At 72.9% G+C, this 25,219-nt stretch carries 25 protein-coding genes; 7 read left to right on the plus strand and 18 right to left on the minus strand.

The annotated features are described in order from the left end of the window. Positions 1-35: 35 nt before the first annotated feature. The gene (locus ACQP00_RS10505; protein WP_433217738.1) at positions 36-632 is read left to right on the plus strand and encodes a hypothetical protein; all 597 of its coding nucleotides are present in this window, start codon (positions 36-38) and stop codon (positions 630-632) included. Continuing rightward, positions 629-1,351 carry an isocitrate lyase/PEP mutase family protein gene (locus tag ACQP00_RS10510; protein WP_433217740.1) on the plus strand — a complete coding sequence of 241 codons (723 nt, stop codon included), beginning with the start codon at positions 629-631 and terminating at the stop codon, positions 1,349-1,351. Before ACQP00_RS10505 ends, ACQP00_RS10510 begins: the two co-directional genes overlap by 4 nt. Here ACQP00_RS10510 and ACQP00_RS10515 read toward each other — a convergent pair. Beyond that, the gene (locus ACQP00_RS10515; RefSeq protein ID WP_433217742.1) at positions 1,333-2,355 is read right to left on the minus strand and encodes a LacI family DNA-binding transcriptional regulator; all 1,023 of its coding nucleotides are present in this window, start codon (positions 2,353-2,355) and stop codon (positions 1,333-1,335) included. The two genes, ACQP00_RS10510 and ACQP00_RS10515, sit on opposite strands and share 19 nt — an antisense overlap. Before the next feature lie 82 nt (positions 2,356-2,437). Here ACQP00_RS10515 and ACQP00_RS10520 point away from each other — a divergent pair, with 82 nt between their 5' ends. Genes ACQP00_RS10520 through ACQP00_RS10530 form a run of 3 tightly spaced genes read left to right on the plus strand, consistent with a single transcriptional unit; the run spans position 2,438 to position 5,087 of the window. Beyond that, entirely contained in the window at positions 2,438-3,124 is a 687-nt protein-coding gene (locus tag ACQP00_RS10520; RefSeq protein ID WP_433217744.1) for a cupin domain-containing protein, read from the plus strand. Next, entirely contained in the window at positions 3,121-4,278 is a 1,158-nt protein-coding gene (locus tag ACQP00_RS10525) for a Gfo/Idh/MocA family protein (protein WP_433217746.1), read from the plus strand. Before ACQP00_RS10520 ends, ACQP00_RS10525 begins: the two co-directional genes overlap by 4 nt. Continuing rightward, the gene (locus ACQP00_RS10530; protein WP_433217748.1) at positions 4,275-5,087 is read left to right on the plus strand and encodes a sugar phosphate isomerase/epimerase family protein; all 813 of its coding nucleotides are present in this window, start codon (positions 4,275-4,277) and stop codon (positions 5,085-5,087) included. The genes ACQP00_RS10525 and ACQP00_RS10530 overlap by 4 nt, the downstream gene beginning before the upstream one ends. Before the next feature lie 70 nt (positions 5,088-5,157). Here the strand turns inward: ACQP00_RS10530 and ACQP00_RS10535 are convergent, their stop codons facing one another. Both ACQP00_RS10535 and ACQP00_RS10540 read right to left on the minus strand, forming a co-directional pair. Continuing rightward, positions 5,158-6,555: a serine/threonine-protein kinase gene (locus ACQP00_RS10535; protein WP_433217750.1), complete on the minus strand. Its 1,398-nt coding sequence runs from the start codon at positions 6,553-6,555 to the stop codon at positions 5,158-5,160. 230 nt (positions 6,556-6,785) lie between these two features. After that, positions 6,786-7,250 carry a MarR family winged helix-turn-helix transcriptional regulator gene (locus tag ACQP00_RS10540; protein ID WP_433217752.1) on the minus strand — a complete coding sequence of 155 codons (465 nt, stop codon included), beginning with the start codon at positions 7,248-7,250 and terminating at the stop codon, positions 6,786-6,788. A gap of 324 nt (positions 7,251-7,574) precedes the next feature. On the opposite strand from ACQP00_RS10540, the gene ACQP00_RS10545 reads away from it, so the two are divergent. Next, positions 7,575-8,489: a Kelch repeat-containing protein gene (locus ACQP00_RS10545; protein WP_433217754.1), complete on the plus strand. Its 915-nt coding sequence runs from the start codon at positions 7,575-7,577 to the stop codon at positions 8,487-8,489. Between the two features lie 199 nt (positions 8,490-8,688). On the opposite strand, the gene ACQP00_RS10550 is transcribed toward ACQP00_RS10545, so the two are convergent. From ACQP00_RS10550 to ACQP00_RS10570, 5 genes are all read right to left on the minus strand, one after another. Continuing rightward, positions 8,689-9,453 carry a DUF72 domain-containing protein gene (locus ACQP00_RS10550; protein ID WP_433217756.1) on the minus strand — a complete coding sequence of 255 codons (765 nt, stop codon included), beginning with the start codon at positions 9,451-9,453 and terminating at the stop codon, positions 8,689-8,691. A 78-nt stretch (positions 9,454-9,531) separates the two neighbouring features. Then, positions 9,532-10,245: an ABC transporter permease subunit gene (locus ACQP00_RS10555; protein ID WP_433217758.1), complete on the minus strand. Its 714-nt coding sequence runs from the start codon at positions 10,243-10,245 to the stop codon at positions 9,532-9,534. Continuing rightward, positions 10,242-11,156 (minus strand): ABC transporter ATP-binding protein, encoded by a 915-nt coding sequence (locus tag ACQP00_RS10560; protein ID WP_433217760.1) that lies wholly within the window; start codon positions 11,154-11,156, stop codon positions 10,242-10,244. Before ACQP00_RS10560 ends, ACQP00_RS10555 begins: the two co-directional genes overlap by 4 nt. A 1-nt stretch (position 11,157) precedes the next feature. After that, entirely contained in the window at positions 11,158-12,024 is an 867-nt protein-coding gene (locus tag ACQP00_RS10565) for an ABC transporter permease (RefSeq protein WP_433217762.1), read from the minus strand. After that, positions 12,008-12,961, minus strand: a complete 954-nt coding sequence (locus tag ACQP00_RS10570; RefSeq protein WP_433217763.1) for an ABC transporter ATP-binding protein — start codon at positions 12,959-12,961, stop codon at positions 12,008-12,010. The genes ACQP00_RS10565 and ACQP00_RS10570 overlap by 17 nt, the downstream gene beginning before the upstream one ends. Before the next feature lie 138 nt (positions 12,962-13,099). Between ACQP00_RS10570 and ACQP00_RS10575 the strand changes: the two genes are divergently transcribed. Then, on the plus strand, positions 13,100-14,185 hold the full coding sequence (locus tag ACQP00_RS10575) for a diguanylate cyclase (protein ID WP_433217765.1): 1,086 nt from the start codon (positions 13,100-13,102) through the stop codon (positions 14,183-14,185). Here the strand turns inward: ACQP00_RS10575 and ACQP00_RS10580 are convergent. The 10 genes from ACQP00_RS10580 to ACQP00_RS10625 form a co-directional block, all read right to left on the minus strand. After that, positions 14,136-15,497 carry an alkaline phosphatase family protein gene (locus ACQP00_RS10580; protein WP_433217767.1) on the minus strand — a complete coding sequence of 454 codons (1,362 nt, stop codon included), beginning with the start codon at positions 15,495-15,497 and terminating at the stop codon, positions 14,136-14,138. The two genes, ACQP00_RS10575 and ACQP00_RS10580, sit on opposite strands and share 50 nt — an antisense overlap. Next, a complete protein-coding gene (gene eboE / locus ACQP00_RS10585) occupies positions 15,494-16,639 on the minus strand; it encodes a metabolite traffic protein EboE (RefSeq protein ID WP_433217769.1) in 1,146 nt (381 codons plus the stop codon). The genes ACQP00_RS10580 and eboE overlap by 4 nt, the downstream gene beginning before the upstream one ends. After that, positions 16,639-17,487, minus strand: a complete 849-nt coding sequence (locus ACQP00_RS10590; protein ID WP_433217771.1) for a TatD family hydrolase — start codon at positions 17,485-17,487, stop codon at positions 16,639-16,641. Before ACQP00_RS10590 ends, eboE begins: the two co-directional genes overlap by 1 nt. Beyond that, complete coding sequence (locus tag ACQP00_RS10595) at positions 17,487-18,077, minus strand: EboA domain-containing protein (RefSeq protein ID WP_433217773.1); 591 nt, start codon at positions 18,075-18,077, stop codon at positions 17,487-17,489. Before ACQP00_RS10595 ends, ACQP00_RS10590 begins: the two co-directional genes overlap by 1 nt. Then, a complete protein-coding gene (locus ACQP00_RS10600; protein WP_433217775.1) occupies positions 18,074-18,901 on the minus strand; it encodes a sugar phosphate isomerase/epimerase family protein in 828 nt (275 codons plus the stop codon). Before ACQP00_RS10600 ends, ACQP00_RS10595 begins: the two co-directional genes overlap by 4 nt. Continuing rightward, the gene (locus tag ACQP00_RS10605) at positions 18,898-19,716 is read right to left on the minus strand and encodes an SCO3242 family prenyltransferase (protein WP_433217777.1); all 819 of its coding nucleotides are present in this window, start codon (positions 19,714-19,716) and stop codon (positions 18,898-18,900) included. Before ACQP00_RS10605 ends, ACQP00_RS10600 begins: the two co-directional genes overlap by 4 nt. Positions 19,717-19,730: 14 nt before the next feature. Then, a complete protein-coding gene (locus tag ACQP00_RS10610) occupies positions 19,731-20,837 on the minus strand; it encodes an inositol-3-phosphate synthase (protein WP_433217779.1) in 1,107 nt (368 codons plus the stop codon). Between the two features lie 151 nt (positions 20,838-20,988). Continuing rightward, the gene (locus ACQP00_RS10615) at positions 20,989-21,588 is read right to left on the minus strand and encodes a YidC/Oxa1 family membrane protein insertase (protein WP_433217781.1); all 600 of its coding nucleotides are present in this window, start codon (positions 21,586-21,588) and stop codon (positions 20,989-20,991) included. An 86-nt stretch (positions 21,589-21,674) separates the two neighbouring features. Beyond that, a complete protein-coding gene (locus ACQP00_RS10620) occupies positions 21,675-21,929 on the minus strand; it encodes a DUF6412 domain-containing protein (RefSeq protein ID WP_433217783.1) in 255 nt (84 codons plus the stop codon). Between the two features lie 211 nt (positions 21,930-22,140). Beyond that, positions 22,141-24,900, minus strand: coding sequence for an ATP-binding protein (locus ACQP00_RS10625; protein ID WP_433217785.1), 2,760 nt, complete (start codon positions 24,898-24,900; stop codon positions 22,141-22,143). Positions 24,901-25,219: the final 319 nt, after the last annotated feature.

Below are 25,219 nucleotides of genomic sequence, written 5' to 3' on the forward strand. Positions count from 1 at the left end.
CGGCCGCCGAACGGAACCGGGCATAGCGTCGGCGTATGCCGATCAGCGAACTCTCGCTTCCCGTGCCCGAGCCGGAACCGGCGCCCACCGGCATCGGGTGGTTGCGCGCCACCGTCAGCCGGTTCGCCAACGGTGAGGTCCATGCCCGCCGCCGCGCGATCGTCGAGGAACTGCTCGCCGGGATCGACCCGGCCGAGCTGAGCAAGCCGTACGAGGGGCATCCGGTCGCGCCGCTCGCGGCGGCCCTCCGGGTCGACGACGGCGTGATCCGAGCGGTGGTCGAGGACGTGCGGACGGCGGCCGCGGCCTACCAGACCGGGGACCCCGCGGCCGACGCTGCGGTGGACCGGCTCGTGGGCGTGTTCGGCGGGGCGTACGACGAGCGGACGGCCGCCCGCATCCAGCTGCTCGTCCAGGCCTGCGACGCCACGGCGAAGCTGGTCGAGCGCGCGCGTACCCGGCCGGTCGACGAGGTGCTGCGCGACGACCCGCCCGTGCCCGCCACCCGCCGCGTCGCCGACGATGGGACCGTCGTCGCGGTGTCGCTGGCCGACAACCCGTTCGGGGCCGGGCCGCGGGCCTGTCCGGGACGCGCGCACGCGCTCGCGCTCGTGGAAGGGGCCCGGCGGTGAGCGCGTTCCAGGACCTGCACGTGCCGGGGAAACCGTTGCTGCTGCCGAACGTGTGGGACGTGGCGGGCGCGCGGATGCTGGCGGGGGCGGGGTTCGCGGCCGTCGGTACGACCAGCCTCGGGGTCGCCGCGAGCGAAGGGCTGCCCGATGGGGAAGGGGCCGCCGTCGACGCCACGGTGCGGCTGGTGGAGCGGCTTGCCCCGGTGGGGTTGCTCGTGACCGCCGACATCGAGGGCGGGTCCGTCGAGGCCGCCGTGGCCGCCGCCGAAGCCGGGGCCGTGGGCGTCAACGTCGAGGACGGGTTCGGGGACCCGTCGGTGCATGCCAGGCTCGTCGGAGACATCAAGCGGGCGGTGCCGGAACTGTTCGTCAACGCGCGCACCGACACGCATTGGCTGCGCGCCGGCGACGTCGGTGAAGCGGTTCGACGCATCCGCATGTATCGCGATGCCGGGGCCGACGGGGTGTTCGTGCCCGGCGTCAAGGCGCCGCACGACATCGAGCGGGTCGTCGCGGCGGTCGACGTGCCGGTCAATGTGCTCGCGCTGCCGGGCGGGCCCACCGCGCAGCAGCTGGGCGAGCTCGGCATCGCGCGGATCAGCCTGGGGTCGCTGCTGTTCCGCGCCGCGTTGGAGGCGGTGGTGTCCACAGCACAGGCGGTACAACGGAATCTGCCGCTGCGGGAAGACCTTCCGAGCTATCAGGACGTCAACGGCTGAGTGCTCTCCCGGCGGACCAGGGTCGCCTGGGCCGGCTCGATGCGGGGGGCGTCCGTGTCGTGGGCGTTGTCGAGGGCCATCGACATCGCGCGGGCGCCCATGTCGGCCAGCGGCAGGCGGATCGTGGTCAGGGCCGGGGTCACGTCGCGGGCGATCGGCATGTCGTCGAAGCCGATGAGCGACAGCTGGGCCGGCACCTGGATGCCCCGCGCGCGCAACGTGCTCAGGGCGCCCACGGCCATCTGGTCGTTCAGGGCCACGATCGCGGTCAGGTCGGGGTTGGCGTCCAGCAGGGCCGCGGTCGCCTCGGCGCCGCCGTCGCGGTCGAACCCCGCGTAGGCCACGCGGCGGGACGGCACGGTGCGGCCCGCCTCGCGCGCGGCCCGGCGCAGGCCGGCCAGCCGGTCCGTGGTCGTGGTCAGCACCTTCGGGCCGGCGATCACGCCGACCTTGCGGTGGCCGGTGCCGAACAGCTCGCACCCGGCCAGGTAGCCGCCCTCCTCGTTGGCCGGCATGACCGCGTCGCCGGGCAGTTCGTGGCGGCCGATGACGCTGACCCGGCCGCCGGTGCGCGTGTACGCCGCCAGCTTCGCCTTCAGCGCCTTGGTGAACGCGGCGTCGTGGTAGCCCGAGCCGGCCAGGACGATCGCGGCGACCTGCTGGGCCCGCAGCAGCTCCACGTACTCCAGCTCGCGGGCCGGATCGCGGTAGCTGTTGCAGATGATGACGAGCCGGCCCTGCGACTGCGCGACCTGTTGCAGGCCACGGGTGATCTCGGCGAAGTACGGGTCGGAGACGTCGTGCACGATCACGCCGACCGCGGTGCGCTGGGCGCGGGCGAGCAGCTGGGCGTGCGCGTTCGGCACGTACTGCAGCTCGTCCACGGCCCGCAGCACGCGGGCCCGCAGCTCGTCGGTGACCAGCTTGGTGCTGCCGCTGATGATGCGGGAAGCGGTGGCCGGTGACACGCCGGCACGGCGCGCGACATCGGCAAGCGTCGCCATCAAGAGCCCCTCTCCATTGACCCGCGATCAGCCTACCGGTTAGCCTCAGGAAAGCGGTTTCCTGAATCTCCGGGGGTTTGCCATGACGTCCCATCTGCCCGGCGCGATCGGCGTGTCGCGGCTGTCGGTGTATGACACCACCGCACCCGACGGTCTGCACGGGGGCACGCCGCACATGCATCTGACGTGCTCCGAGGGGTACGTCGTGACCGCCGGCCAGGGCCGCGTGCAAACCCTGTCCGGGGAGGGCTTCCGCGAGACCCCGCTGCGCCCCGGGACGGTGGCCTGGTTCCGGCCGGCCACCATCCACCGGCTCGTCAACGACGGCGGGCTCGAGCTCGTGGTGCTCATGCAGAACAGCGGCCTGCCCGAGGCGGGCGACGCGGTGTTCACGTTCCCCACCGACGTCCTCGCCGACCCGGACGCGTACCGCGCCGCCGCCTCGCTGCAGCGCGGCCCGTACCCCCGGCGCGACCTCGCCGTCACCGGCTTCCTCGCCCTGCGGGCGGCCGGGCCGGCGGCGTTCACCGAGTTCTGCCGCACCGCCGCCGCGATCGTCGCACCGCGCCTCGGCGACTGGCGCAAGCGCTGGGAGGCCGGCGCCCTGGAGACCGCGCTGGAGACCGGCCGCCAGCTCGACGCCCTGGAGCGCAACGACCTCACGCACCTGGCCGCGGGCGGCCTCGAGGTGCTGACGGAACCGACCGAGTCCGGCAAGCACGGCATGTGCGGGCTGCTCGAGACCTACATCCCAGAAGGAGTCCAGTGAACCGCGTTCCGATCGGCATCGTCCTCAACGGCGTGACCGGCCGCATGGGGTACCGCCAGCACCTCGTCCGCTCGCTGCTGGCCATCCGCGAGGAGGGCGGCCTGCCCGCCGGGGACGGCCGGCGCATCTGGCCGGAGCCGATCCTCGTCGGGCGCAACGCCGCCAAACTGCAGGAGATCGCCGAGCGGCACGGGCTCACCGAGTGGACCACCGACCTCGACGCCGCGCTGCAGCGCGACGACGTGCAGATCTACTTCGACGCGCAGGTGACGCAGCAGCGCGAGAAGGCGATCCGGGCCGCGATCGAGGCGGGCAAGCACATCTACACCGAGAAGCCGCTGGCCGAGGACACCGCCGCCGCCGTCGACCTGTTCCGGGCGGCGCGGGCGGCCGGGGTGCGGCACGGCGTGGTGCAGGACAAGCTGTTCCTGCCCGGCCTGCGCAAGCTCGCGCGGCTCGTCGAGGGCGGGTTCTTCGGCCGCATCCTGTCCGTGCGCGGCGAGTTCGGCTACTGGGTCTTCGAGGGCGACTGGCAGCCCGCCCAGCGGCCCTCGTGGAACTACCGGGCGGCCGACGGCGGCGGGATCGTGGTCGACATGTTCCCGCACTGGCAGTACGTCCTGGAGCGCATCTTCGCGCCGGTCCGCACGGTGCAGGCGACCATCGCGACGCATGTCCCGTCCCGCGTCGACGAGTCCGGCGCCGCGTACGACGCCACCGCCGACGACGCCGCCTACGGCACGTTCGAGCTCGAAGGCGGGATCGTGGCCCAGATCAACTCGTCGTGGGCCGTGCGCGTGTACCGCGACGAGCTGGTCGAGTTCCAGGTCGACGGCACCCACGGCAGCGCGGTGGCGGGCCTGCGCGAGTGCCACATCCAGCACCGCGGCGGCACGCCCAAGCCGGTCTGGAACCCGGACCTGCCCGCGACCGAGCGCTTCCGCGAGCAGTGGCAGCGGGTGCCGGACAACGAGCCGTTCGACAACGGGTTCAAGGTGCAGTGGGAGCACTTCCTGCGGCACGTCGTGGACGGCGGACCGTTCCCGTGGGACTTCGCCGCCGGCGCGCGCGGCGTGCAGCTGGCCGAGCTCGGCCTGCAGTCCGCGCGCACCGGGCAGCGCATCGAGATCCCGGCGCTGGACCTCGATCGATGACGGACCTGGCGCGGTTCTCGCTGAACCAGGCGACCACCAAGCGCTGGCCGATGGCGGACACGGTCGCCGGCTGCGTCGCGGCCGGCGTGCCCGGCCTCGGGCTGTGGCGGGACCAGGTGGCGGAGCTCGGGGTCGAGCGCACCGCCGCCCTGGTCCGCGCGGCCGGCCTGACCGTGACGACCCTGTGCCGCGGCGGCTTCTTCACCACGGACGGCTGGCGCGACGACAACCTGCGGGCCATCGACGAGGCGGCCGCCCTCGGCGCGCCGGTCCTCGTGCTCGTCAGCGGCGGCCTGCCGGCGGGGAGCCGCGACCTGGACGGCGCCCGGCAGCTCGTGGCGGACGCGATCGCCGTTTTGGTACCGCACGCGCAGGCCGCCGGCATCAAGCTCGCGATCGAGCCGCTGCACCCGATGTTCGCCTCCGACCGGTGCGTGATCGCCACCCTCGGCAACGCCCTGGACATCGTGGAGCCGTTCCCGGCCGACGCCGTCGGGGTCGCGGTCGACACCTACCACCTGTGGTGGGACGACCAGGTCTGGACGCAACTGGCCCGGGCCGGGGCGGCCGGCCGGATCGCCTGCTTCCAGGTCGCGGACTGGATCACGCCACTGCCCGAGGGCGTGCTGCTCGGCCGCGGGCTGCCCGGCACCGGCTGCGTGGAGCTGCGCCGTTTCCGCGAAGCGGTCGACGCGACAGGCTACGACGGGCCGATCGAGGTCGAGGTCTTCCACGAGGACGTGTGGTCCCGCCCGGGCGCCGAGGTGCTCGACGAGGCCATCAAGGGCTATGGAGAACACGTGCTGTAAGCCCGTAGGACCCGAGTCGACGGTGCCCGACCGACCGTCCGCGTGGGTTACGACCGAACGTCCGCGTGGGTTACGGCAGCTCGCCCGGGAGCTGGTCGTCCGGCGGCGTCGTCGTGGTTGGCGGCGCCGTCGTGGTGGTCGGCGGCGTCGTGGGCGGCGTCGTGGTCGGGCCCGCGGTGGTCGGGGCCGGGGTGGTCGGCAGCGGCGTGGTTGTCGTCGGCGTCACCACCGGCCCGTCCACGGTCTGCGTCGGCGCGGGCGGCTGCGCGGCGTTGGTCGGGTTGCCGATCTGCGTCTGGCCGTTGCGGTCGCCGGGGCGCAGCCCGTTGTTGCCCGTCGCGGCCGGGGCCGGCTGCGGGGACAGGTTGGTGTTGACCGAGTCGCCGCCGGTCGTGCCGTGGTGCGTGTCGGTGCCGGGGTTGCCGCCGATCAGGTCCGACGTCGTCTCGGCGGCGGCAAACACCAGAGCCAGCGCCATCGGTACCGCGATAGCCATCGACGTCACCCGCCGGCGCGACATCTGCGCGGGCCCCCGCAGCCAGCGCTTCTGCACCGGGACGGTGGCCGCCTCGAGGTCGTCGATGGCCAGCCCGAGCAGCAGCTGGCGGGCGTCCGGGCGGTCGTGCGGGTCGCGGCTCAGCGCGGCGGCGACGAGGTCGCGCACCGGGTCGGGCACGCCGCTGAGGTCCGGCTCGCCCTCCAGGATCTTCCAGGCGCGGGCGGCCGCCTCCTCCCCGCCGTAGGGGTGGCGGCCGGTCGCCGCGAACGCGACCAGGCAGCCCCAGCCGAAGATGTCCATCGCGGCCGTGGGCTCCTCGGCGCGCAGCTGCTCGGGGGAGGCCCAGCCGAGGCTGCCGACGATGTTGCCGGTGCCGGTGATGTCGCTCGCCGCGTCCAGCGCCCGGGCGATGCCGAAGTCGATGATCCGGACCCCGCCGAGCGTGACCATGAGGTTGCTGGGCTTGAGGTCGCGGTGGACCAGCCCGACGTTGTGGATGGCCGCCAGGGAGGCCGCGACGCCGAGCGCCACGCTGTGCAGCATGGCCGGGTCGAGCGGGCCGTCGTCGGCGACGAGGCGGGACAGCGGGATGCCCTCGAGGTATTCCGTGACGAGATACGGGCGGTCCTCGTAGACCCCGGAGTCGAGCACGCGCGCGGTGCAGAAGCCGGGCACGCGCTGCGCGGCGCGGACCTCGCCGGCGAAGCGCACCCGGAAGCGGGGGTCGCGGGCCAGGTGCTGGTGCACGAGCTTGACCGCGACGCGGGTGCCCTCGGGGGACTGGGCCAGGTAGACCGTGCCCATGCCGCCCACGCCGAGCTGGCCCAACAGCCGGTAGTCGTTGATGCGGACCGGGTCGTTGGCGGTCAGGTCGCCGACGGTGCCGCGCCGGGCGGGCGCGGCCGAGCGCAGGGGCAGGTCCGGCGGGCCGGACTCGCCGGCGTCGTCGCGTTTGCCTGCCTCGGTCATCGGGGTCCTTCCATGGTCTTGGGGGGAAGCTGAGGTTCCAACCTGCAGTCTGGCCTTTTCATGGGGCGTTGAAAAGACCGTGCTGTATGCAGAGGTTGTACCCGTTCGGCTACCTTCAGGGGTCGCGGTGCCAGCTCGAACAGTAGTCCAGCCGAGCGGAATCGTCCGCGCTGGACGTCACACCTGTCGACGCATTTCCCCTTAACGGGGTCAATCGGACAATGCGTGTGCTACCGCGGTCGCTCCAGGTGATCGACCAGTCCACGCAGCGCCGCCGTGATGCGGGCCAGCTCGCCGGAGTCGAGGTACGACAGGGCGTACGACTCGGCGTCCTGTGACTCTGGGAGCAGCTCACGGATCATGCGGTGCCCCTTGCGGGTCAGCTGCAGCAGGACCAGGCGGCCGTCGTCGGGGTGGTTGGAGCGTTTCATCAGGCCCCGCCCGGACAGCGTGTCGACCACACCGGTGAGGGTCGCCTTGGAGATGCCGGCCTGCTCGGCCACGTGCCGGGTCTCGATGCGGCGCGCGGCCCACACGGTGCGCAGCACGACGAAGCCGGTCCAGGTGAGCTGGCGGGGGCGCAGGACCTCCTGCTCGACGTGCTGGCGGACGGCGTTGGCGGCGCGGTGCAGATGCAGCACGGCCTCGGTCGCGCCGTTGAAGGCGCCACCGTCGCGGCCCACCGTTGCGGTCACCGTGACCCGCGCAAACGTGCCCGTGCCGACGCCACCCCGTGCGTGCCCATATGGGCGGCCCCCCTCCGGTCCCCACATCGAACACACAGAATATCGGGAACGTGCCGGTTCCGTTGTCCCGCCACTACCCTGCGCAGTCTCATGACGACCCTTCGGTGGCGGTCCTGCCGGATATCCGATGAATTGAAAGTTCTTACGATCATTGGGAGACTCAAGGGCATGCGTCCGTACTTCTGGACGGCCGCAGTCCTGCTCCTCTCCGCCTGTTCCACAGGAGGAGAGACCGGCTCCGGCCCGCCTGATACATCGACTCCGAGTGGTGCGGTGTGGTCCGCCCAACCCGACGCCCCGTCAGCGCGCACGGAGGTGGCCGCGGCGGTCGCGGGCGGCACGGTCGTCGTCGCCGGCGGCCTGCGCGCCGACGGCGGCACGGTCACCACGGTGGAGCTGTTCGACCCGCGAACCCGCACGTGGTCGGCGGGTCCGCCGCTGCCCCTGCCGGTCAACCACGCCATGGCCGCCACGGCCGGGGGAGCGGTCCACGTCTTCGGCGGGTACCTCGCCGACGGCACCCCCAGCGCCGCCGCCTTCCGCCTGGAGCCCGGAACTGCCGGTCCTTCTGCCGCCGTTTCTGCCGGTGCCCGGTGGCGCTCCGTAACCGATCTCCCCGCAGGGCGGGCGGCCGGCGCGGCCGCCGCGATCGGCGACAAGATCTACCTCGCCGGCGGCATCGGCCCGGCCAAGGACCAGCTCGCGGAGTCGACGCTGGTGTACGACACGAAGGCCGACGCCTGGTCCACCGCCCCCGGCGTCCCGACCCGCCGCGAGCACCTGGGCGGCGCGGCCGCGGGCGGCCAGTTCTACACGGTCGGCGGCCGGACCGCCACGGGCGGCAACCTGCCCGTCGTCGAGTCCTACGACCCGGCCGGCGGCGCCTGGACCCGCCGCCCCGACCTGCCGACCGCCCGCGGCGGCCTGGCCGCGACGGCGACCTGCACCGGCGAGGTGATCGCCGCCGGCGGCGAGGGCCAGCACACGTTCCCGCAGGTCGAGATGTTCTCCCCGGCGACCGGCCGATGGCGCTCGCTGCCCCCGATGCCGCATCCGCGCCATGGACTGGGGCTGGTCACGGTGGGCACGACGCTGCTGTCGCTGCCGGGCGGGCCGGAGCCGGGGCTGCACGTTGCCGGTACAACCGAGGCCTTGGATCTTTCGTTCCTGGGCCCGTGCCCGGCTTGAGGCGATAAGTCGGGCGCTGGCGCGCCACGACTTATCGGACATATCACGATTTATCGCGCTGATCTGGGTCGCGCTGACCTGAGCTGCGCTGATCTGGGTCGCGCCGGTTCATAAGGTAGCGGCGCTGCCAAACGAGCAGGGTGAGGACGGAGACGGCCACGCAGAGCACGCAACACAGCTTGGACAGCACCGTCGCAGCCTACGACCACCGCGGCACCCGCTCCGGGGCGCGCCCGATCCGCAGCCCCCGCCGCTCGGCCAGCCGCGCGAACGCCACGGCGTCGGTGATCGCGGCGCATCCGGGGTCATTGTTGAAGTACACGAAAATGTCCTGGCTCGAAAACGCGTCGGCCAGCCGGCCTGTCCACGAGTCGAGGGCGGCTCGTCCGTAACGCGGCCAGGGTGCGGCGCGGCCCTCGTGCAACCGCAGATAGCCCCACCCGGCGGTGCGCCACAGCGGCGACTGCGGCCGGCCCTTGCGATCCGACCAGCACAGCGCGGCGTCGTGCCGGGTCAGCACGTCACGCACGTCGGCGTTCCACCACGACTCGTGCCGCGGCTCGACCGCGACGCGCACGCCGCGCGGGAACGCCCGCAGCGTCCGGTCGAGCGCCTCCGGATCGGCGGGGAGGGTCGGCGGGAGCTGCAGCAGCACCGGCCCGAGCTTGCGCCCCAGCGCGTCCGCCCGCTCCATCAGCCGGCCGACCGGCTCTTCGGGCTCCTTGAGCCGCTTGACGTGGGTGAGGAACCGGCTCGCCTTCACCGTCACGACGAAGTCGCCCGGGGTGCGCGCCCGCCAGTCGTCGAACGTCTTGCGCTCGGGGAGCCGGTAGAACGCGTTGTTCACCTCGACGGTGTCGAACGCGGCCGCGTAATGCTCCAGGCACAGCCGGTGCGGCAGCTCGCGGGGGTAGAAGCGATCGCGCCAGTCCTTGTACTGCCACCCGGACGTGCCCACGCGCATCACGTCCTCCTCATACCCCGACAGCAGCGGCGCACCCCTGCGAGTAGCAAGGGTGCGCCGCAGCGGAGCGGAGGAGCGTCAGCCGGTCTCGCCGGCGACCGAGAGCGTGCGCAGGCGCTGGACCGCGTAGGCGGTGGAGCCGATGGTGAACACCGCCGCCATCACCCAGGACAGCGGCACCGCCACGTTGCCGTGCAGCAGCTCGGTCGGCGCCAGCCAGTCCACGATCGCCTGAACGTACTGCTGGATCGACAGCTTCTGCGTGCCGGTCAGGATGTTGCCCAGCACGCCCTCCCACAGCACCACGTACGCCAGCCCCACCAGCACCGGCCGCCGGGTCATCACGCTGAGCAGGACGAAGATCGAGCAGTACGCCAGGGAGCCGATCACGCCGCCCACGAACAGGGCGAAGGCCAGCGGCGGCTCGCCCGCGATCAGGCCCACGATGAACAGCGGCACACCGGCGAACAACGCCGTCACGCCGGTCGCCACCGCGAGCTTGGTCAGGATGATCTCCGAGCGGGGCAGCGGCTTGGACAGGATGTGCGTGATGGTCCCGTCGTCGATCTCCGAGCCCAGCACGCCGGTGCCGACGATGAGGGCGATGACCGGCAGTACCGCGGAGAAGCCCAGGCCGCCGATGACGCCCTCGCCCCACTCGGCCGGTTCGGGGCCGAACGCCTTGACGAGCAGGGTCAGGCCGATGAGCAGCAGCGGGAGCGGCACCAGGAGCCAGATCCGGCGGCGGCCCAGCAGGCCCCGGGTCGTGATCATCGCGACTGTGGCGTTCATGCGGCACCCACCAGGTAGGAGAAGACGCTTTCCAGGGACTCGTCGGCCGGGATCAGGCGGCGCACCCGGACGCCTTCCTTGAGCGCGACGCGGGGCAGGGCACGGGTGAAGGTGCCGTAGTCCGAGGCGCGCACCTGCAGGCCGGTCGAGTCGATGTCCACGCCGGCCACCGAGTCCAGGGCCATCAGGGCGACCGCGAGCCGGCGGTCGTCGCTGGAGCGCAGGGTGAACACGTGCGGGCGGTTGGTCATGAGCCGGCGGATGGTGCGGAACTCGCCCGAGGCGGCGAGGCGGCCGGCCACCATGACCTGCACGGTGCCGGAGACCTGCTCGACCTCCTCCAGGATGTGCGAGGAGAACAGGACGGTGCGGCCCTCGTCGCCCATCTTGTGCAGCAGGTCCATCATGTGGAAGCGCTGCCGCGGGTCCATGCCGTTGAACGGCTCGTCGAGCAGCAGGACGCTCGGCTCGTGCACGAGCGCGGCGGCGACCCGGATGCGCTGGCGCATGCCTTTGCTGTACGTCTCGATCCGCCGGTCCTGCGCCGGTTCCATCTCCACCAGGGCGAGCGCCCGGCGGGCCGCCTCTTCCGGGTTGGACAGGCGGAACAGCTTGGCGCTGGCGAGGACGAACTCCTGGCCGGTGAGGAAGCCGTGCACGCTCTCGCGCTCGGAGACGAGGCCGAGGGTGCGGTACACGTCGGGGTTGCGCCAGGTCGGGGCGCCGTCCACGGTCAGCGTGCCGCGGGACGGGGCCAGGAACCCGGACATCATGTGCAGGAGGGTGGTCTTTCCGGCACCGTTCGGGCCCAGAAGACCCGTGACGCCCGGTCCGAGCGTCATCGTCACGTCGTTGACGGCGACCACGTTGCCGTACCAACGCGAAACATGCTGCAGGTCGACGGTGCTCATGTCAGGCGGCCACCTTCCGGTAACGCTGCAGCAGGAGGGCGAGCGAGCCGCCGAACAGCACCACGGCGCCGACGCCGTAGGCCCAGCCGAGGTCGCCGATCGGCATGCCGCCGCCCTCGGGCGCGCCGAACATCCACTGTTCGAGGCCGATCATCAGGAACATCGGGTTCACCAGGAACGCCAGGTGCTCGATGGTGTCGTTGCCGAGCACGGTGAGGATGCCGGCGATCGGCGAGGTGATGAGGAAGACGCCGACGATGAACGCGGCGGCGAACGCGCGCCGGCCCGACAGCGAGGCGACCAGCAGCGAGATCGAGCCGAGGATCAGCGCGCGGATGAGCGCGCCGAGCAGGCCGGGGCCGAGGTCGCCGAGCTCGTCCCAGGCGCCGGAGAAGCCGTCGGTCCGGGTGAACACCGCGCCGATGTAGATCAGGATCTGCGGCGCCCCGAGCAGGAGCAGCACCGCGGTGCCGATCGCGGCGAACTTCGCCAGCGCGTAGTCGGTGCGGGCCAGCGGCCGGGAGAAGTACAGCGGCAGCGTGCGGTCACGCAGGTCCCGCGACACCAGCTCCGGGGCGACGATGGCCAGGAAGAGCATGACCGGGTAGCTCAGGCCGTCGACGTACGCGCCGTAGGTCATCAGGGTCTGCCCGGAGATCGACCGGAACGCGATGACCACGACCGCCACGAGGAGCACGATGCCGATGATCAGCCAGGGGAAGATCTTGGCCTTGGCCCCGCGGCCGATCCCGAACGCGGCGCGCACGCTGTGCTCGTAGAGCGAGCGGTTGGCGTACCACCGGCCCAGCCGCGGTCCCTTGTACCGCTGATAGCCGATGTCGTGGATGACACTAGTCTGCGGCGCCACGGCCGGCCTCCTGAGCGCTCATCGCGGGTGCGGTGACGGTATGGGTCTGGAACAGCTCGGCCACGCGGTGGCGGCGCTGGTCGAGCCGGTGCAGCGGCAGGTCGAGCTCGGCCACGGCCACGAGGATGCGGTCGTAGACGTCCTCGCTGTCCAGCGGCACCGACAGCGCCATGCCGTCCCGGGAGGCCGGGATGCCCAGCTCGGCGAGGCGCGCGGTGAGCTGGTCGACGCCCTCCGACACCTCCACCGTCAGCACGTCGCGGCTCGTCGTCATGTCCTCGACCGTGGCCGAGCGCAGCAGCCGCCCGCCGTCGATGGCGATGATCGAGTCGCAGATGCGCTCGACCTCGCCCAGCAGGTGCGAGCAGACCACGATGGAGATGCCGAACTCGGTGCCGATGCGGTGCACCAGCTCCAGCATGGCGTCGCGGCCGGCCGGGTCGAGGCCGTTGGTCGGCTCGTCCAGCAGCAGCAGGTCCGGGTCGTGGGCCAGCGCCTGGGCCAGCTTGACCCGCTGCTTCATGCCGGTCGAATAGCCGCCGATCTGACGGTACCGCTCCTCGTAGAGCCCCACGTGGCGCAGCGCCTCGGAGGCGCGCTCCCGGGCCGCGTTGGCGGGCAGGCCGCTCATCCGGGCCAGGTGCGTCACGAACTCGGCCGCCGACACCTCACTGGGCAGGCAGTCGTGCTCGGGCATGTAGCCGACCCGCGCCCGCACCTCTTCGGCGCGCGTGGTCGGGTCCATCCCGAGCACGCGCAAGTCGCCGTCGGAGGGCGCCAGCAGGCCAAGCATGATCTTGATGAAGGTGGACTTCCCGGCGCCGTTGGCCCCGACCAGGCCGATGATCCCCGGCTGCACCGCCAAGGTCAGATCCGACAGGGCGGTGACGCCACCCCCGTAGCGCTTCGTCAGCGCACGCGTCTCGATGAGTGTCACGTCGCCGAGACTACGGACCGTGCACTGCCCCCACTATCCGGAACGCACCTGAAAGCCGTTCCTTAGGGGTTTAACCTGTGATTCTTCTCAGGTTCGGCGTCGGCTCAGGTCGGGGTCGGTTTCGCCGAGTGAACCTGCATGCAGCCCTTCCAGGTCGATGACGCGCTCGTGCGGATGCGCCGCAGCCTGGAGTGGGCGGGCCTGATCAGCCGGGCCGCCGCCGTGGTGTGGATCGTCGCCGAGCTGCTCGTGCTGCCCGCGATCCCGGGGATGTCGACCGTGATCGGGATCAGCGCGGCCGTCGCCGAGGCCCTCATCAACGTCCTCGGGGTGTACGCCCTGCGCAACGTCGCCCACCGCCGGTACCCGCGGGTCAGCGCGGTCCTGCTCGCCGTCGACACGCTGGCCATCATCGCCATGGTCTACAGCTCGGCGGGCAATCCCGACCTGGTGTTCTGGCCGCTCATGGTCATTCCGATCATCGTCGGCGCGTACCGCCACCAGCTGACCGGCGCCCTGGCCGTCTTCGCCGCCGAGGCGGTCGCCGGCGGGCTGCTCTACATCTACTCGCCCCAGCTCGTCGGCCGCCAGGTGGAGGCTGACCTGGTCAGCATCGCGCCGGGCCTCGAGCTCGTGGTCGCGGTCCTGACCGGCCTGCTGTCCCGCGCCCACCACAACCACCTCGACCAGCTCGCGGCGGCCCGGGCCAGCCTGCGCGCCCAGGCCCGGGATCTGCGCGCGCAGGCCCTGCACGACCCGCTCACCGGCCTGGGCAACCGGCACCTGCTGCACGAACACGCCCGCGCGAGCGTGCGGCCGGGCGGCCCGACGTCGGTGCTGGTGCTCGACCTGGACGGCTTCAAGGAGGTCAACGACCGCCTCGGCCACGCCGCCGGCGACGAGCTGCTGCAGGTGACCGCGGCCCGGCTGCGCGCCGAGGTGCGCGACCACGACCTGGTGGTCCGCCTCGGCGGCGACGAGTTCGTGGTGCTGCTGCACGACACTGACACGCACCGCGCGCACGAGGTGGCCGCGCGGTTGCGCGCGTCGCTCACCCAGCCGGTGCGGCTGGGCGCGGCGACGGTCGAGGTGGACGCGAGCATCGGCGCGGCGACCGCGCGCGACGGCGACCTGGACAACCTGATGCGCCTGGCGGACGCGGAGATGTACCGCATCAAGTCCGCGCATCACCTGCTGCGAGAAGCCGTAGCAGCAGGCTCTTGACGCCCGTGGCCGGCACCCGGTCGGGCCGGAACGCCGGGTCGTCGCAGAGCCAGACCGGCCCGTCGGCGTCATCGGCCGGCAGCAGCCCGTGCGACCCCTTCACCGCGCGGGCACCGGCATCGAGGCCGATGGCGCTCATCCGGTACCGCATCCCGGCCTTCTTGCGCAGCAGCGCCAGCCCGGCCCTCGCCTTGGCCGCACCCGGCCCGGCGGGGTCGAAGAACAGCTCGGCGGGGTCGTAGCCGGGCTTGCGATGGATCTCCACGAGCTGCGCGAAGTCGGGCGCCCGCGCGTCGTCGAGCCAGTAGTAGTACGTGAACCAGGCGTCCGGCTCGGCGAGCAGCACCAGCTCGCCGGAGCGCTCGTGCCCGAGCGAGTCGCGGACCTCGCCCACCCCGTCCAGCGTGGAACACAGCTTGCGCACCGCGGCGACGTCCGCCGCATCCCGCACGTACACGTGCGCGATCTGGTGGTCGGCGACCGCGAACGCCCGGGACGTCCACGGGTCCAGGTACTCCATCCCGTCCTGGGTGTGCACGTTGAGCCAGCCCTCGGCGCGCAGCAGCCGGTTGACGTCGATCGGGCGGTGCACGTCGGTGATGCCGTACTCGGACAGCGCCACGATCGCCCGCCCGCTCGCCCGCGCCGCGTCCAGCAGCGGCCCGAGCACGGCGTCGAGCGCGGCGGCGGCCTGCCCGGCCCGCGGGTCGGACGGGCCGTAGCGCTGCAGGTCGTAGTCGAGGTGCGGGAGGTACACCAGGGTCAGGCCGGGGTCCTTGGCGGCGATGATGCGCTCGGCGGCGCGCGCGATCCACGTGCTGGAGGCGATGCCGGCGTTCGGCCCCCAGTAGGTGAACAACGGGAACGGCCCGAGCGCGTCCTGCAACTCGTCGTGCAGTTCCGGCGGGTACGTGTAGCAGTCCGGCTCCTTGCGCCCGTCCGCGTAGTAGATCGGCCGCGGCGTGACGGTCCAGTCGACGTCGGCGCCCATCGCGTACCACCAGCAGACGTTGGCCACGGTGAGCCCGGGTTCGGCCCGGCGCGCCGCGTCCCACAGCTTCTCGCCGCCGACGAGCGCGTTGTGCTGGCGCCAGAGGAGCACCTCGCCGAGCTCCCGGAAGTACCAGCCGTTGCCGACGATCCCGTGCCCGGCCGGCTCCTCGCCGGTCAGGAACGTCGACTGCACCGAGCACGTGACGGCGGGCAGCACCGGCTCGAGCGGCGCGGCCGGGCCGAGCGCGGCCAGGTTCGGCATGTGCGGCAGCAGCCGCGGCGTCAGCCCGACCACGTTCAGGACCACCAGCTTGTTCATTTGAGCCCCAGATCGTTGAGCGTGTCGCGGGTCCAGGCCAGCTCGGCCGCCATGCCGTGGGCGAGCGCCCGCGGGCCGTCCGGGCGGCGGTCCGGCGGCAGGACGTTCCAGGTGTACGTCTCGACCTCCAGGTGGTCGCACGCCGCGACCGGCCCGCCGACGAGCGCCGCGAGCCCGGCCCGCAGGACCGGCGTGGTCGACCGCAGCGGCGGCTCGGGCTCGGCGTGCAGCGGCACGTGGTAGTGCACCCGCCACGGCTCGCCGCCGACCGCGTCGTCGGCGAGCGCCTCGTCGAGGTCGTCGAACGAGTGCCGGCAGCCCGACGTCCGGGTCTGGTGCAGGAAGCGCGGTTCGGCGTAGTGCGCGAGCGTGTCGCGGGCGACGGCCGGATCGGCGACCTCCAGCGCCGCCGAGACCTGGATCTTCACGATCGGCAGGCCGGCCCGGGCCAGGCGCTGGACGGCGACGACCGGGTCCTCCCACGCGCACGCCAGGTGCGCGAGGTCGACGCAGACGCCCAGCCGGCTCCGGTCGACCCGCGCGAGGTGCACGGTGGCCTGCAACGTGTTCTCGATGACGCAACCCGGTTCCGGCTCGAACGCCACCCGGATCGTCCGCCCCGTCAGCACCTCCAGCCCGGCCAGCCCCTGCGCGAGCGCGTCCAGGGCCCGGGCCACCCGCTCCGCCTGCGGGCCGTCCCACGGATCGCGCCAGCCCAGCGGCAGCGTGGAGATCGAGCCCCGCACCGCGTCCTCGGGCAGCAGGTCGACCAGGATCCGGGCCAGATCCAGGGTGTACCGCAAGCGCGCGGGATCGGCCCAGTCCGGCACGTACACGGCGCGCTTGACGACCGGCGCGTGGAACTCGCGGTAGGGAAACCCGTTGAGGGTCACCACCTCCAGACCGCGCGCGTCGAGTTCGCGGCGCAGCCGGCGGCGCGCGGAGGCGTCCGCGGCGAGCTCGGCGGCGACCCCGGCGCTCAGCCACAGGCCCAACCCGAGCAGGTCCGCGCCCAGCCGTTCGCGCATCGGCGTCGCGTAGGTGGACAGCTGCCGCACGATGCCGTCCAGGTCCTCGGCCGGATGCACGTTCGTGCCGTACGCGAGGTGCACCGTCTGCCCGTCGGGGTGGCGCAGCCGCATCACGAGCCCCCGCGCCGGATCGAGTTGCCCGCGAACGAGTCGGCGGCGTCCACATCGGACAGGTCGAGCCGCTTGGACTGGCCGTAGAACTCGACCGGGTTGCGCCACAGCACGCGGTCCACGTCGTCGTCGGTGAACCCGGCCGCGAGCATCGCCTCGCCGGTGCGCACGGTCAGCAGCGGGTCCGAGCGCCCCCAGTCGGCCGCGGAGTTCACGAGCATCCGCTCCAGGCCGTACTCGCGCAGGATGTGCACCATCCGCTCGGCCGTCATCTTGGTCTCCGGGTAGATGGAGAACCCCATCCAGCAGCCCGATTCGGCGACGGCCCCGACGGTGACCTCGTTGAGGTGGTCGACGGCGACGCGGCCCGGTTCGAGGCCGGACTCACGCACGACGTCGAGCGTCCGCGCGGTCCCGCGCGCCTTGTCGCGGTGCGGGGTGTGCACGAGCGCCGGCAGGTCGTGCTCGATCGCGAGCGCCAGCTGCGCGGCGAACACCTCGTCCTCCTCCGGGGTCATCGAGTCGTAGCCGACCTCGCCGACCGCGACCACGCCGTCCTTCTCCAGGTAGCGCGGCAGGACGCCGAGCACCTCGCGGCAGCGCGGATCGTTGGCCTCCTTCGGGTTGAGCGCGATCGTGGCGTGGTGGCGGATGCCGAACAGGCTCGCCCGGTACGGCTCCCAGCCCACCAGCGCGTCGAAGTAGTCGGTGAACGAGCCGACGCTCGTGCGTGGCTGCCCGAGCCAGAACGCCGGCTCGACCAGCGCCCGGACCCCGGCCGCGGCCATCCGCTCGTAGTCGTCGGTGGTGCGGGACGTCATGTGGATGTGCGGGTCGAAGATGCGCATCACTGGCCCCTCTGCTCGATCCGGTGCAACAGCGCGGTGGCGTCGGCGGCCACGGTCCGGCCGGCGGCGCGGCGTTCGTCGGCCAGCCCGCGCAGCATCACCCCGAGTTCGGCGTCCGCGCGCTCGTCGAGGCCGGCGATGGTGTCGAGGGGCAGCTGCATGAAGACCGCCTTCAGTACTCCCTGTCGCCACGCCGCCGCATCCAGCGCGCGGGCGGCCGGGCCGAGGGCCGCGGACACGAGCCGCGCGTCGTTCGTGCGCAACGCGTCCTGCAGGATCGGCACGACACTGTCGGCCGGCAGATCGAGCAGCGGCAACGCCCGCAGGATCGCGCGTTTCTCGGCCGCGTCGCCGTGGCGGTACAACTGCGGCACCTCGTCCTTGGTTGGTAACCGTTGCAGCAGCAGCACCCGCGCGGCGTCGTCGACGCTCCACCCGGCCGGTTCCTTGAGCATCCAGCGGCCGCATTGCCGGCCGACGGCCGGGAACAGCCGGGCGATCGCGGACGGCTGGCGTTCCACCGTCTCCAGAGCCGTGTCCAGCCAGACCGTGTCATTGAGCGCTTCGCGCAGGCTGTCGGTGAGGTTCACGCCGCCTCCTTGGCTCGCAGGAACGCCAGGGATTCCCGGGCGATGGTCGGCGCGGCGTGGCTGTGCCGGGGCAGCTCGACCGCGACCAGGCCGCCGTAGCCGATGTCGGCCAGGGCGCGCAGGACCGGCGGGAAGTCGACCTCGCCGGTGCCGAACTCCAGGTGCTCGTGCACGCCGCGGCGCATGTCGTCGATTTGGACGTTCACCAGCGAGTCGCCCGCGCGGCGCACGCACTCGTCCGCCGGATAGGGCTCCAGGCAGCGGCAGTGGCCGATGTCGAGGGTCAGTCCGAAGTAGACCGGCGCACCGAGGTCCGCGCGCAGCCGCTCCCAGTCGGCGATGGACTCGACGAGCATGCCCGGCTCCGGCTCGAACCCGAGCATCATCTCGGCGCCCTCGGCCGCCTCGAGCACCTCCGCGCAGCCGCCGACCAGCCGCCGCCAGGCCTCGCCCCGGTCCAGGTCGCGGGGCGGGACGCCGGCCCAGAAGCTGACCGCCTCGGCGCCCAGGTCGGCCCCGATGCGCACGGCGCGGCGCAGGAAGTCGATGCGCGGCCCGGGCTCGTCGTCCTGCAGCGTCGGCGCGTGCTTGTGCCACTTGTCGAGCAGGAACCGCGCGCCGGTCTCGATGACGACCCCGAGTCGCAGCTCGGCGAGGCGGGCGGCGACCTCGCGCACGTGCCGGGCGATGTTCGCGTCGAACGGGTCCAGGTGGTGGTGGTCGAGCGTCAGCGCCACGCCGTCGTACCCGAGGTCGGCGATGACGGCGAGCGCGTCGTCGAGCCGGTGGTTGCTGAAGCCGTTGGTCCCGTAGCCGTACCTCATGTCGGCCTCACCCACCGCGCCAGCCGCTTGGCGAGCGGTGCGGCGGCGGCGACGGCCAGCCCGAGCAGCGGTCTCCCGGCGCGGGCGGTGAGCGCGCCCTGCAGCGCCGGAAGGTTCACGATGCCGGCCCCGACCGCGCGCTGGATGTGCTCCGCGTCGGGCTTGTCGACCGCGTCGAGCTGCGGACGGCCGTAGCGGATGGCGTACCACGCGGCCAGCGCCCCGGCGGCGGGCGTTCCCCCGGCGGCGGCGGCAATCGCGGCCGTCCCGGCGAGGGTGCGCTTCGGCAGCGCCGGTGTCGCCCCGTGCACCTCGAACTGCGACAGTGCCGTCACGGTGTACGTGTGCGCGAACACGATCGCCGCCGGCACCACCGCGCGGTGCGGCCGGCGGTTCGCGCCGAGCAGCACGTTGAGCGCCCGGCAGGTGGCCATGAGCGCGGGGGTCTTGAGCCGTGTGTCGTACGCCCAGACCGCCCCGGCCAGCGGAACGGCGACCCGCAGCGCCTTCCGGCCACCGGCGAGGCCCGCGGCGACCACGGCGGCCGCGGTCAGCCCGGTCGCGACGCCGAGGGCCGCGCCGGCGCTGATGCGGCCGGACGGGATCGGCCGCTCGGGCCGCTCCCGCGCGTCGACCTCGCGGTCGGCCCAGTCGTTGGCGGCCATGCCGGCCCAGTACAGCAGTACGCTCGCCCCGGCCAGCCCGGCCGTGCGCGGGCCGAGGTCCTTCGCCGCCGCCGCGCCCGCGATGATGTCGCCCGGCACCGACAGCGCCGCGGGCGCCCGGACCAGCTCCGCGAGATCCCTGGCCCTCACCGCAGCTCCCGTCCTCATCGCAGGTCCTGTACGAACGCCGCGAGGGTCTCGAACTGCGCCGCCAGGCCGTGCTCGGTGGCGCCGATCGGGTCCTTGAAGAAGAACGCGAGCTCGGCCAGCGGCCCGACCCGCCCGTTGCGGTGCGCGGCGGCGGCGAGGCGCGCGAGGTCGAGCACGAGCGGCGCGGCGAGCGCGGAGTCGCAGCCGTGCCAGGTGAACTCCATGCGCATCGCGGTGCCCAGGAAGCCCTCGAAGGTGACCAGGTCCCAGGCGGTCTTGTGGTCGCCGAGCGCGGGCACGTACTCGATGCGGGTCGTCCCGTCCGGCACGTAGCCGAGCGTCTCGCCGAGCACGCGCTGCTTGCTGGCCGACTTGGCCGCGTTGGCGCCGGGCTCGGCGAGCGTGGCCCCGTCACCGCCGCCGAGCAGGTTGAGGCCGGACCACGAGGTGGCGTGCAGGCGGCGCATCGCGAACATCGGCGCGAGCACCGACTTGAGCAGCGTCTCGCCGGTCTTGCCGTCGTGCCCCGCGTACGGCAGCCGGTGCCGCACGGCCAACTCGTGCAGCGCCGGCAGCCGCGCCCCGGTCGACGGCGTGAAGTCCACATAGGAGCAGCCGGCGGTGAACGCCGCGTACGCCGCGACCGCACTCGGCGGCAGCACCCCCTCCCCGGCCGCGTGCAGCGCCGCGAGCGAGGCGTGCGCCGGATGCGGCTCGACGGCCGGCTCGGTCGAGGCGACGTTGACCACGACCACCCGCTCGAGCGCGTGGCGGTCGCGGAATGCTTCCAGGTCGGCCCGGATCGCCGCGGCGTCCTTGGGCATCGGCCGGAGGTCGTCGTCCACCGCGGACAGTTCACTGTGGAGCGCCGCGACCAGCCGGGCCGGGACGACCCCGGCCGCGGCCAGTGCTTCGGCCTTCTTGATCAGCCCGGTGTTGACGACGTCGTGGCCGCCGAACACGAGGTCCGCGTACGCGGGCAGGGCCTGGCTGCGCAGCCGCGGGTGCTCGGTGACGCACCCGATCGGCTCGGCCAGCCCGGCCCGCAGCGCGGCGGCCCCGACAATGCTGGTGACGGCGACTGAACCACGCGCGCCGACCAGCCACACACCCGTACGCACGGGCTCCCCCTAGCGGTGAGGAAACGTGTCGATAGGGATCCATGGATGGCACGACATCGCCGAATGTCGCTTGAGTGAAGAGCGTAGATGGAGGCCGATGCTTCCGCTAGTACCGACCGAACTTTTGCAGATTTCAAAAGAACTTCCCCATCTAGCTCACCAAAGTCCGGGGCCGGCAGATGTACCGCTCGGCCGCCGTCCAGACGCCGGTCGTCACCAGGTAGATCCCGGCGGCGAGGGGCACGAACGGCGCGAACGCCACGGTCGCGAACGACAGCACCCGCACGAACCCGGGCGAGCCGGCCGGCAGCTGCCGCACGTTCCACAGGGCGATCCCGGCCAGCGCGGCCACGATCAGCCAGCCGGCCAGCAGCGCCGGATGGCCGATGAGCCGCTGGGTGAGGTCGGCGCCGAGCAGGGTGTGGCCGTGCATGGTGCCGTTGGTGAACTCGCGGTACAGCAGCCAGACGAACGGAGCCTGCGCGAGCGCCGGCAGCAGCCCCGCGAACGGGCCCGATCCGGCTTGGCGCAGCACGGCGGTGGTCTTCTCGGCCAGCACGACCGGCTCGTGCTGGTGGCGCGCGCGGATCTCGGCGAGCTGGGGTGCGAGCCCGGCCCGAATCCGCTCGGCGCGGTAGCCGCGCAGGCTCAGCGGGAGCAGCAGGGCGCGCAGGACGAGGGTGGCGGCGACGATCGCCGCGGGGACGGAACCGAGGACGGTGGACAGGGCGAGAAGGACATGGTGCAGCACGGCAACGACCTTTCGATCGCACGGAGTCTGATGAGGGCAGCGCGCACCGTCCGACGTGGACAGACGTCGGATGCGAGGTGCGGGGATCAGACTCCGGGCGCCCGGGGACGCGGACGGCCCGCCGCGTCGGGGTCGACCGAGCGAACGGCCTGCCCGAGGGCGATCCGCGCCCGGGCCGGCAGGGCGTGCAGCTGCGCGGGAGCGGCCGGGGCACCGGCGACGAGCCGGGCCGCCAGCACGACGGCGAGCGCGGCCAGCACCGCGGTCGCCACGGCGACGACGTCACCGGGCGTCCCGACGAAGGCCCACGCGGCCAGCAGGGTGGTCATCGACCACGACATGCCCACAGCGTAGGCGTCCGCGGCAACCCGCACATCAGCCCGCTGGAGTATCTCCAAAGCCTGCGGGAGTATCTCCGAAGCCCGCGGGCGTAGCTACGGCGTTGGCGTGCCGCGCAACCCGACCCAGGCCGCGATCTGCAGGCACGGCGCCAGGTTCAGGGCACGCCCCGCGACCGGACCCGGGCCGCGATCCGCGTGCGTGGCGCCGGATTCAGGGTGTGCCGCGTGACCTGACCCAGGCGGCGATCTGGGTGCGGGACTCCAGGTTCAGCTTGCTCAGGATGTTCGAGACGTGCACGGCGGCGGTGCGTGGCGAGATGTACAGCCGCCGGGCCAGCTCGGCGTTCGTCAGCCCCTCGGCGAGCAGCACCGCCACCTCGCGCTCGCGCGGGGTCAGCGACTCGTCGCCGCCGGCCGTGGGCGCCGTCATGCCCAGCCGCCCGCGCAGCCCGGTCAGCTCGGCGACCCGCCAGCCGGCCCAGCGGGCCAGGTGCGGCTCCGCGGCCCGGACCGCCGCCCGCGCGGACTCGAGGTCGCCCCGCGCCAGGTAACAGCGCGCGGCGCCGAGGTGCCCGGTGCCGCGATGCGGCGGGAGCAACATGGTGGGTTCGGCGACGGCTGCGCGGTACAAGCGAAGGGCTTCGTCTGTTGCTCCGGAGGCCTCGGCGATCTGCGCGTCGGCCAGCCACCGGTAGGCGTCGTCGAAGAGCGGGTCGTCGATGGCGGCGGCGATCGGCCGCAGCTCGTCCACGGAGAGTCCGGTGGCGAGACCGGCCGAGATCAGGTCGTGGGCGAAGTCGCGGCCGGTGACGCCGGTGACCCGCACGGCGTCGAGGACCGTGCGCAGCAGCTCCCGGGCGAGCTCGGTGCGCCCGAGCCGGCAGGCGAGGTGGAACTGCAGGCCGGGCACGGACGTCTGGGTGAGCATCGTGTAGGCGTCCAGCGACGACTCGATCAGCCCGCGGATCACCATGTCGGCCTTGTCGAGCTCGCCGGCCTCCAGCAGCAGCCCGGCGAAGAGCACGCCGTGGTAGTCGCTGCCGTTGCGGGTGCGCAGCAGCCCCCGGTCGCGGCGCCGCGCCGACTCCAGCTCCGCGAGGGCCTCGGCGAGGTTGCCCTCCTGCACGGCGAGGCGGGCGCGGCCCTGGAAGTACGCGGCCACGGCCAGGGACTCGAAGCCCGCGCGCTCGGCGAAGGTGCGCATGCGTTCCAGCGCGGCGGACCAGTCGGCGGGGCCGCCGGGCAGCAGGTTGTACAGGTTGTTGAGCGAGCGGGCCGCCAGCAGCCACTCGCCGGCCTCCTCGGCCTCCTGCGCGGCCTCGTTGAGCAGCTTGACGCCCTCGTCGACGCCGGCCGCCACGTTCACGAGGGCCGAGCCCTTCTCGACCTTGCCGGCCAGCCAGACGGCGGGCAGGCCGAGCTGCTCGCCGAGGGCGATCGCCATGTCGGCCCAGGCCACGGCCCGCTCGGTGTCGTCGTGCAGCATGTACGCCTGGGCGATCGCGGCGTACGCGTGCGCCTTGGCCGGCCCGTCCTCCAGCGGTGCGATCTCCCGCCGCAGCTCGGCCGCGCGCTCCTGCATGCTGCCGCTGCTGCCGACCTCCCAGCTGAGCCGCACGAGCAGCCGCAGGGCGTCGGCGCGCTCCTCGCGGGTGGCGGCGGCGTCGAGCCAGCGGCGGCCGAGCTCCTGGGCGTCGTCGAGCAGGCCGGCCAGCCACGCCGCGCGGGCGCCGCAGGACAGCAGCTCCACGTCGTCGGGCAGCTCGTCGAGGCCCATCTCGGCGAGCTGGAGGGCCTGGTACGGCGAGCCCATCGCGAGGTACACGACAAGTCCCCGGCGGGCGGCCTCCACCATGTCGAGGTAGCGCCCCGCGCCCCGGGCGTGGTGGGCGACCAGCGCGTAGTCCTTGGAGCCGGTCGACAGCAGCGTCTCCAGCGCCAGCTCGTGCAGGCGGCGGCGCTGGCGGGCGAGCATCTCGTCGACCAGCGCCTCGCGGGTCAGGGCGTGCCGGAAGCTGAACTCGTCGTCGCCGGTCTCGACCATGAGCCCGCGGCGCACCAGGTCGCGCAGGCCGTCGATGAGCTCGTTCTCGTCGAAGCCGGTGACCGCGGCGAGCAGGTCGAACGGCACCTTGCGGCCGAGCACCGCGGCCGCCTCCACGATGCGCTTCTCGGCCGTGTCGAGGTCGTCGACCTGCCGGCGCAACGCCTCGGCGATGTTCCACGGCAGCGGCCGGTCGCACAGCGTGTCGAGGTCGGCGTCGCCGTTGCTCTTGAGCAGTTCCTCGAGGAAGAACGGATTGCCGCCGGTACGGTTGTGCAGCGACAACGCCGTGCGGTAGGCGGGCGGGCGACCGGTGGCGGACTTGAGGAACATCGACGTGTCGGCGAGGCTGAGCCGCTCCAGCCGCACATTGGTGACCGTGTAGCGCCGTTCGAGCCGGGTCAGCAGATCGGCGAGGGGGTGGCGGCGGGTGACCTCGTCGGGCCGGTACGTGCCGATGAGCAGCCGGCTGCCGGGCAGCTCGGCGATCCGCTCGAACAGGGCCACGCTCTCCGAATCGGCCCAGTGCAGGTCCTCGAAGACCACGATGGACGGCCCCGGCGTGGTCAGCAGCCGCACGATCTCCAGCCCGGCCTGGATCCGGTCGATCATCGAGCGGGATGCGTCGGTGACCGTGCGCAGCAGCTCGGGGTCGAGCAGCTCGGAGCGCTGACTGTCGTCGATGGCGTCGAGGAGCACCTCGAACGGCCGGCTCAGGGTGCCGGGATCGGCCTGGCCGTCCAGGACCGGAACCGTCTCGGGCAGTCCCGTGAACAGTTCCTGGACCATGCGGCTCTTGCCGATCCCCGGCTCCCCGCCGAGCATGGCGATGGAAGGCTCGGACCCGTCGAGGAGGCGGCGCAAGCGGCGCAGCTCGTCGTCGCGGCCGACCATCACCTGGCACATTCCGCTACGGCTGGCCCGCACGCCACCAGCCTACCGGCGGGCGGGCTCTCCTCCGCCTGTGACGGACGCGACCTGCGCCACCACCCGCGGCGCTCCACCCGCTCACTCGCGCGGCGGTGCCCCTCGAGGCCGAGCAGGCCCTGCTGACGGTGCTGCAACTGGCTGTACAAGAAGACTGGATGCATGCGTCAATCGTCGCGTCGTAAGGGCCGCGTGCCATCCGTACCTGTTACGTATCTTCGGTTTCGGCTTGCCCTAGTCATGTGTAGGGGCGCCGGAAACAGAACAGCCCCGGCGGTGGGCCGGGGCTGTTGCTCTCCCGTGGTTCGGTCACGGGAAG

Source organism: Dactylosporangium sp. CS-047395 (genome assembly GCF_050942185.1).
Classification (GTDB): domain Bacteria; phylum Actinomycetota; class Actinomycetes; order Mycobacteriales; family Micromonosporaceae; genus Dactylosporangium.

What these genes read in the sequence shown, in the direction of transcription:
- ACQP00_RS10505 (WP_433217738.1), top strand. Translation starts at nt 36, where the DNA reads ATGCCGATCAGCGAACTCTCGCTTCCCGTGCCCGAGCCGGAACCGGCG.
- ACQP00_RS10515 (WP_433217742.1), bottom strand. Translation starts at nt 2,355, where the DNA reads ATGGCGACGCTTGCCGATGTCGCGCGCCGTGCCGGCGTGTCACCGGCC.
- ACQP00_RS10520 (WP_433217744.1), top strand. Translation starts at nt 2,438, where the DNA reads ATGACGTCCCATCTGCCCGGCGCGATCGGCGTGTCGCGGCTGTCGGTG.
- ACQP00_RS10530 (WP_433217748.1), top strand. Translation starts at nt 4,275, where the DNA reads ATGACGGACCTGGCGCGGTTCTCGCTGAACCAGGCGACCACCAAGCGC.
- ACQP00_RS10535 (WP_433217750.1), bottom strand. Translation starts at nt 6,555, where the DNA reads ATGACCGAGGCAGGCAAACGCGACGACGCCGGCGAGTCCGGCCCGCCG.
- ACQP00_RS10550 (WP_433217756.1), bottom strand. Translation starts at nt 9,453, where the DNA reads ATGCGCGTGGGCACGTCCGGGTGGCAGTACAAGGACTGGCGCGATCGC.
- ACQP00_RS10555 (WP_433217758.1), bottom strand. Translation starts at nt 10,245, where the DNA reads ATGAACGCCACAGTCGCGATGATCACGACCCGGGGCCTGCTGGGCCGC.
- ACQP00_RS10560 (WP_433217760.1), bottom strand. Translation starts at nt 11,156, where the DNA reads ATGAGCACCGTCGACCTGCAGCATGTTTCGCGTTGGTACGGCAACGTG.
- ACQP00_RS10575 (WP_433217765.1), top strand. Translation starts at nt 13,100, where the DNA reads ATGCAGCCCTTCCAGGTCGATGACGCGCTCGTGCGGATGCGCCGCAGC.
- ACQP00_RS10580 (WP_433217767.1), bottom strand. Translation starts at nt 15,497, where the DNA reads ATGAACAAGCTGGTGGTCCTGAACGTGGTCGGGCTGACGCCGCGGCTG.
- eboE (WP_433217769.1), bottom strand. Translation starts at nt 16,639, where the DNA reads ATGCGGCTGCGCCACCCCGACGGGCAGACGGTGCACCTCGCGTACGGC.
- ACQP00_RS10590 (WP_433217771.1), bottom strand. Translation starts at nt 17,487, where the DNA reads ATGCGCATCTTCGACCCGCACATCCACATGACGTCCCGCACCACCGAC.
- ACQP00_RS10600 (WP_433217775.1), bottom strand. Translation starts at nt 18,901, where the DNA reads ATGAGGTACGGCTACGGGACCAACGGCTTCAGCAACCACCGGCTCGAC.
- ACQP00_RS10620 (WP_433217783.1), bottom strand. Translation starts at nt 21,929, where the DNA reads ATGTCGTGGTCGATGACCACCCTGCTGGCCGCGTGGGCCTTCGTCGGG.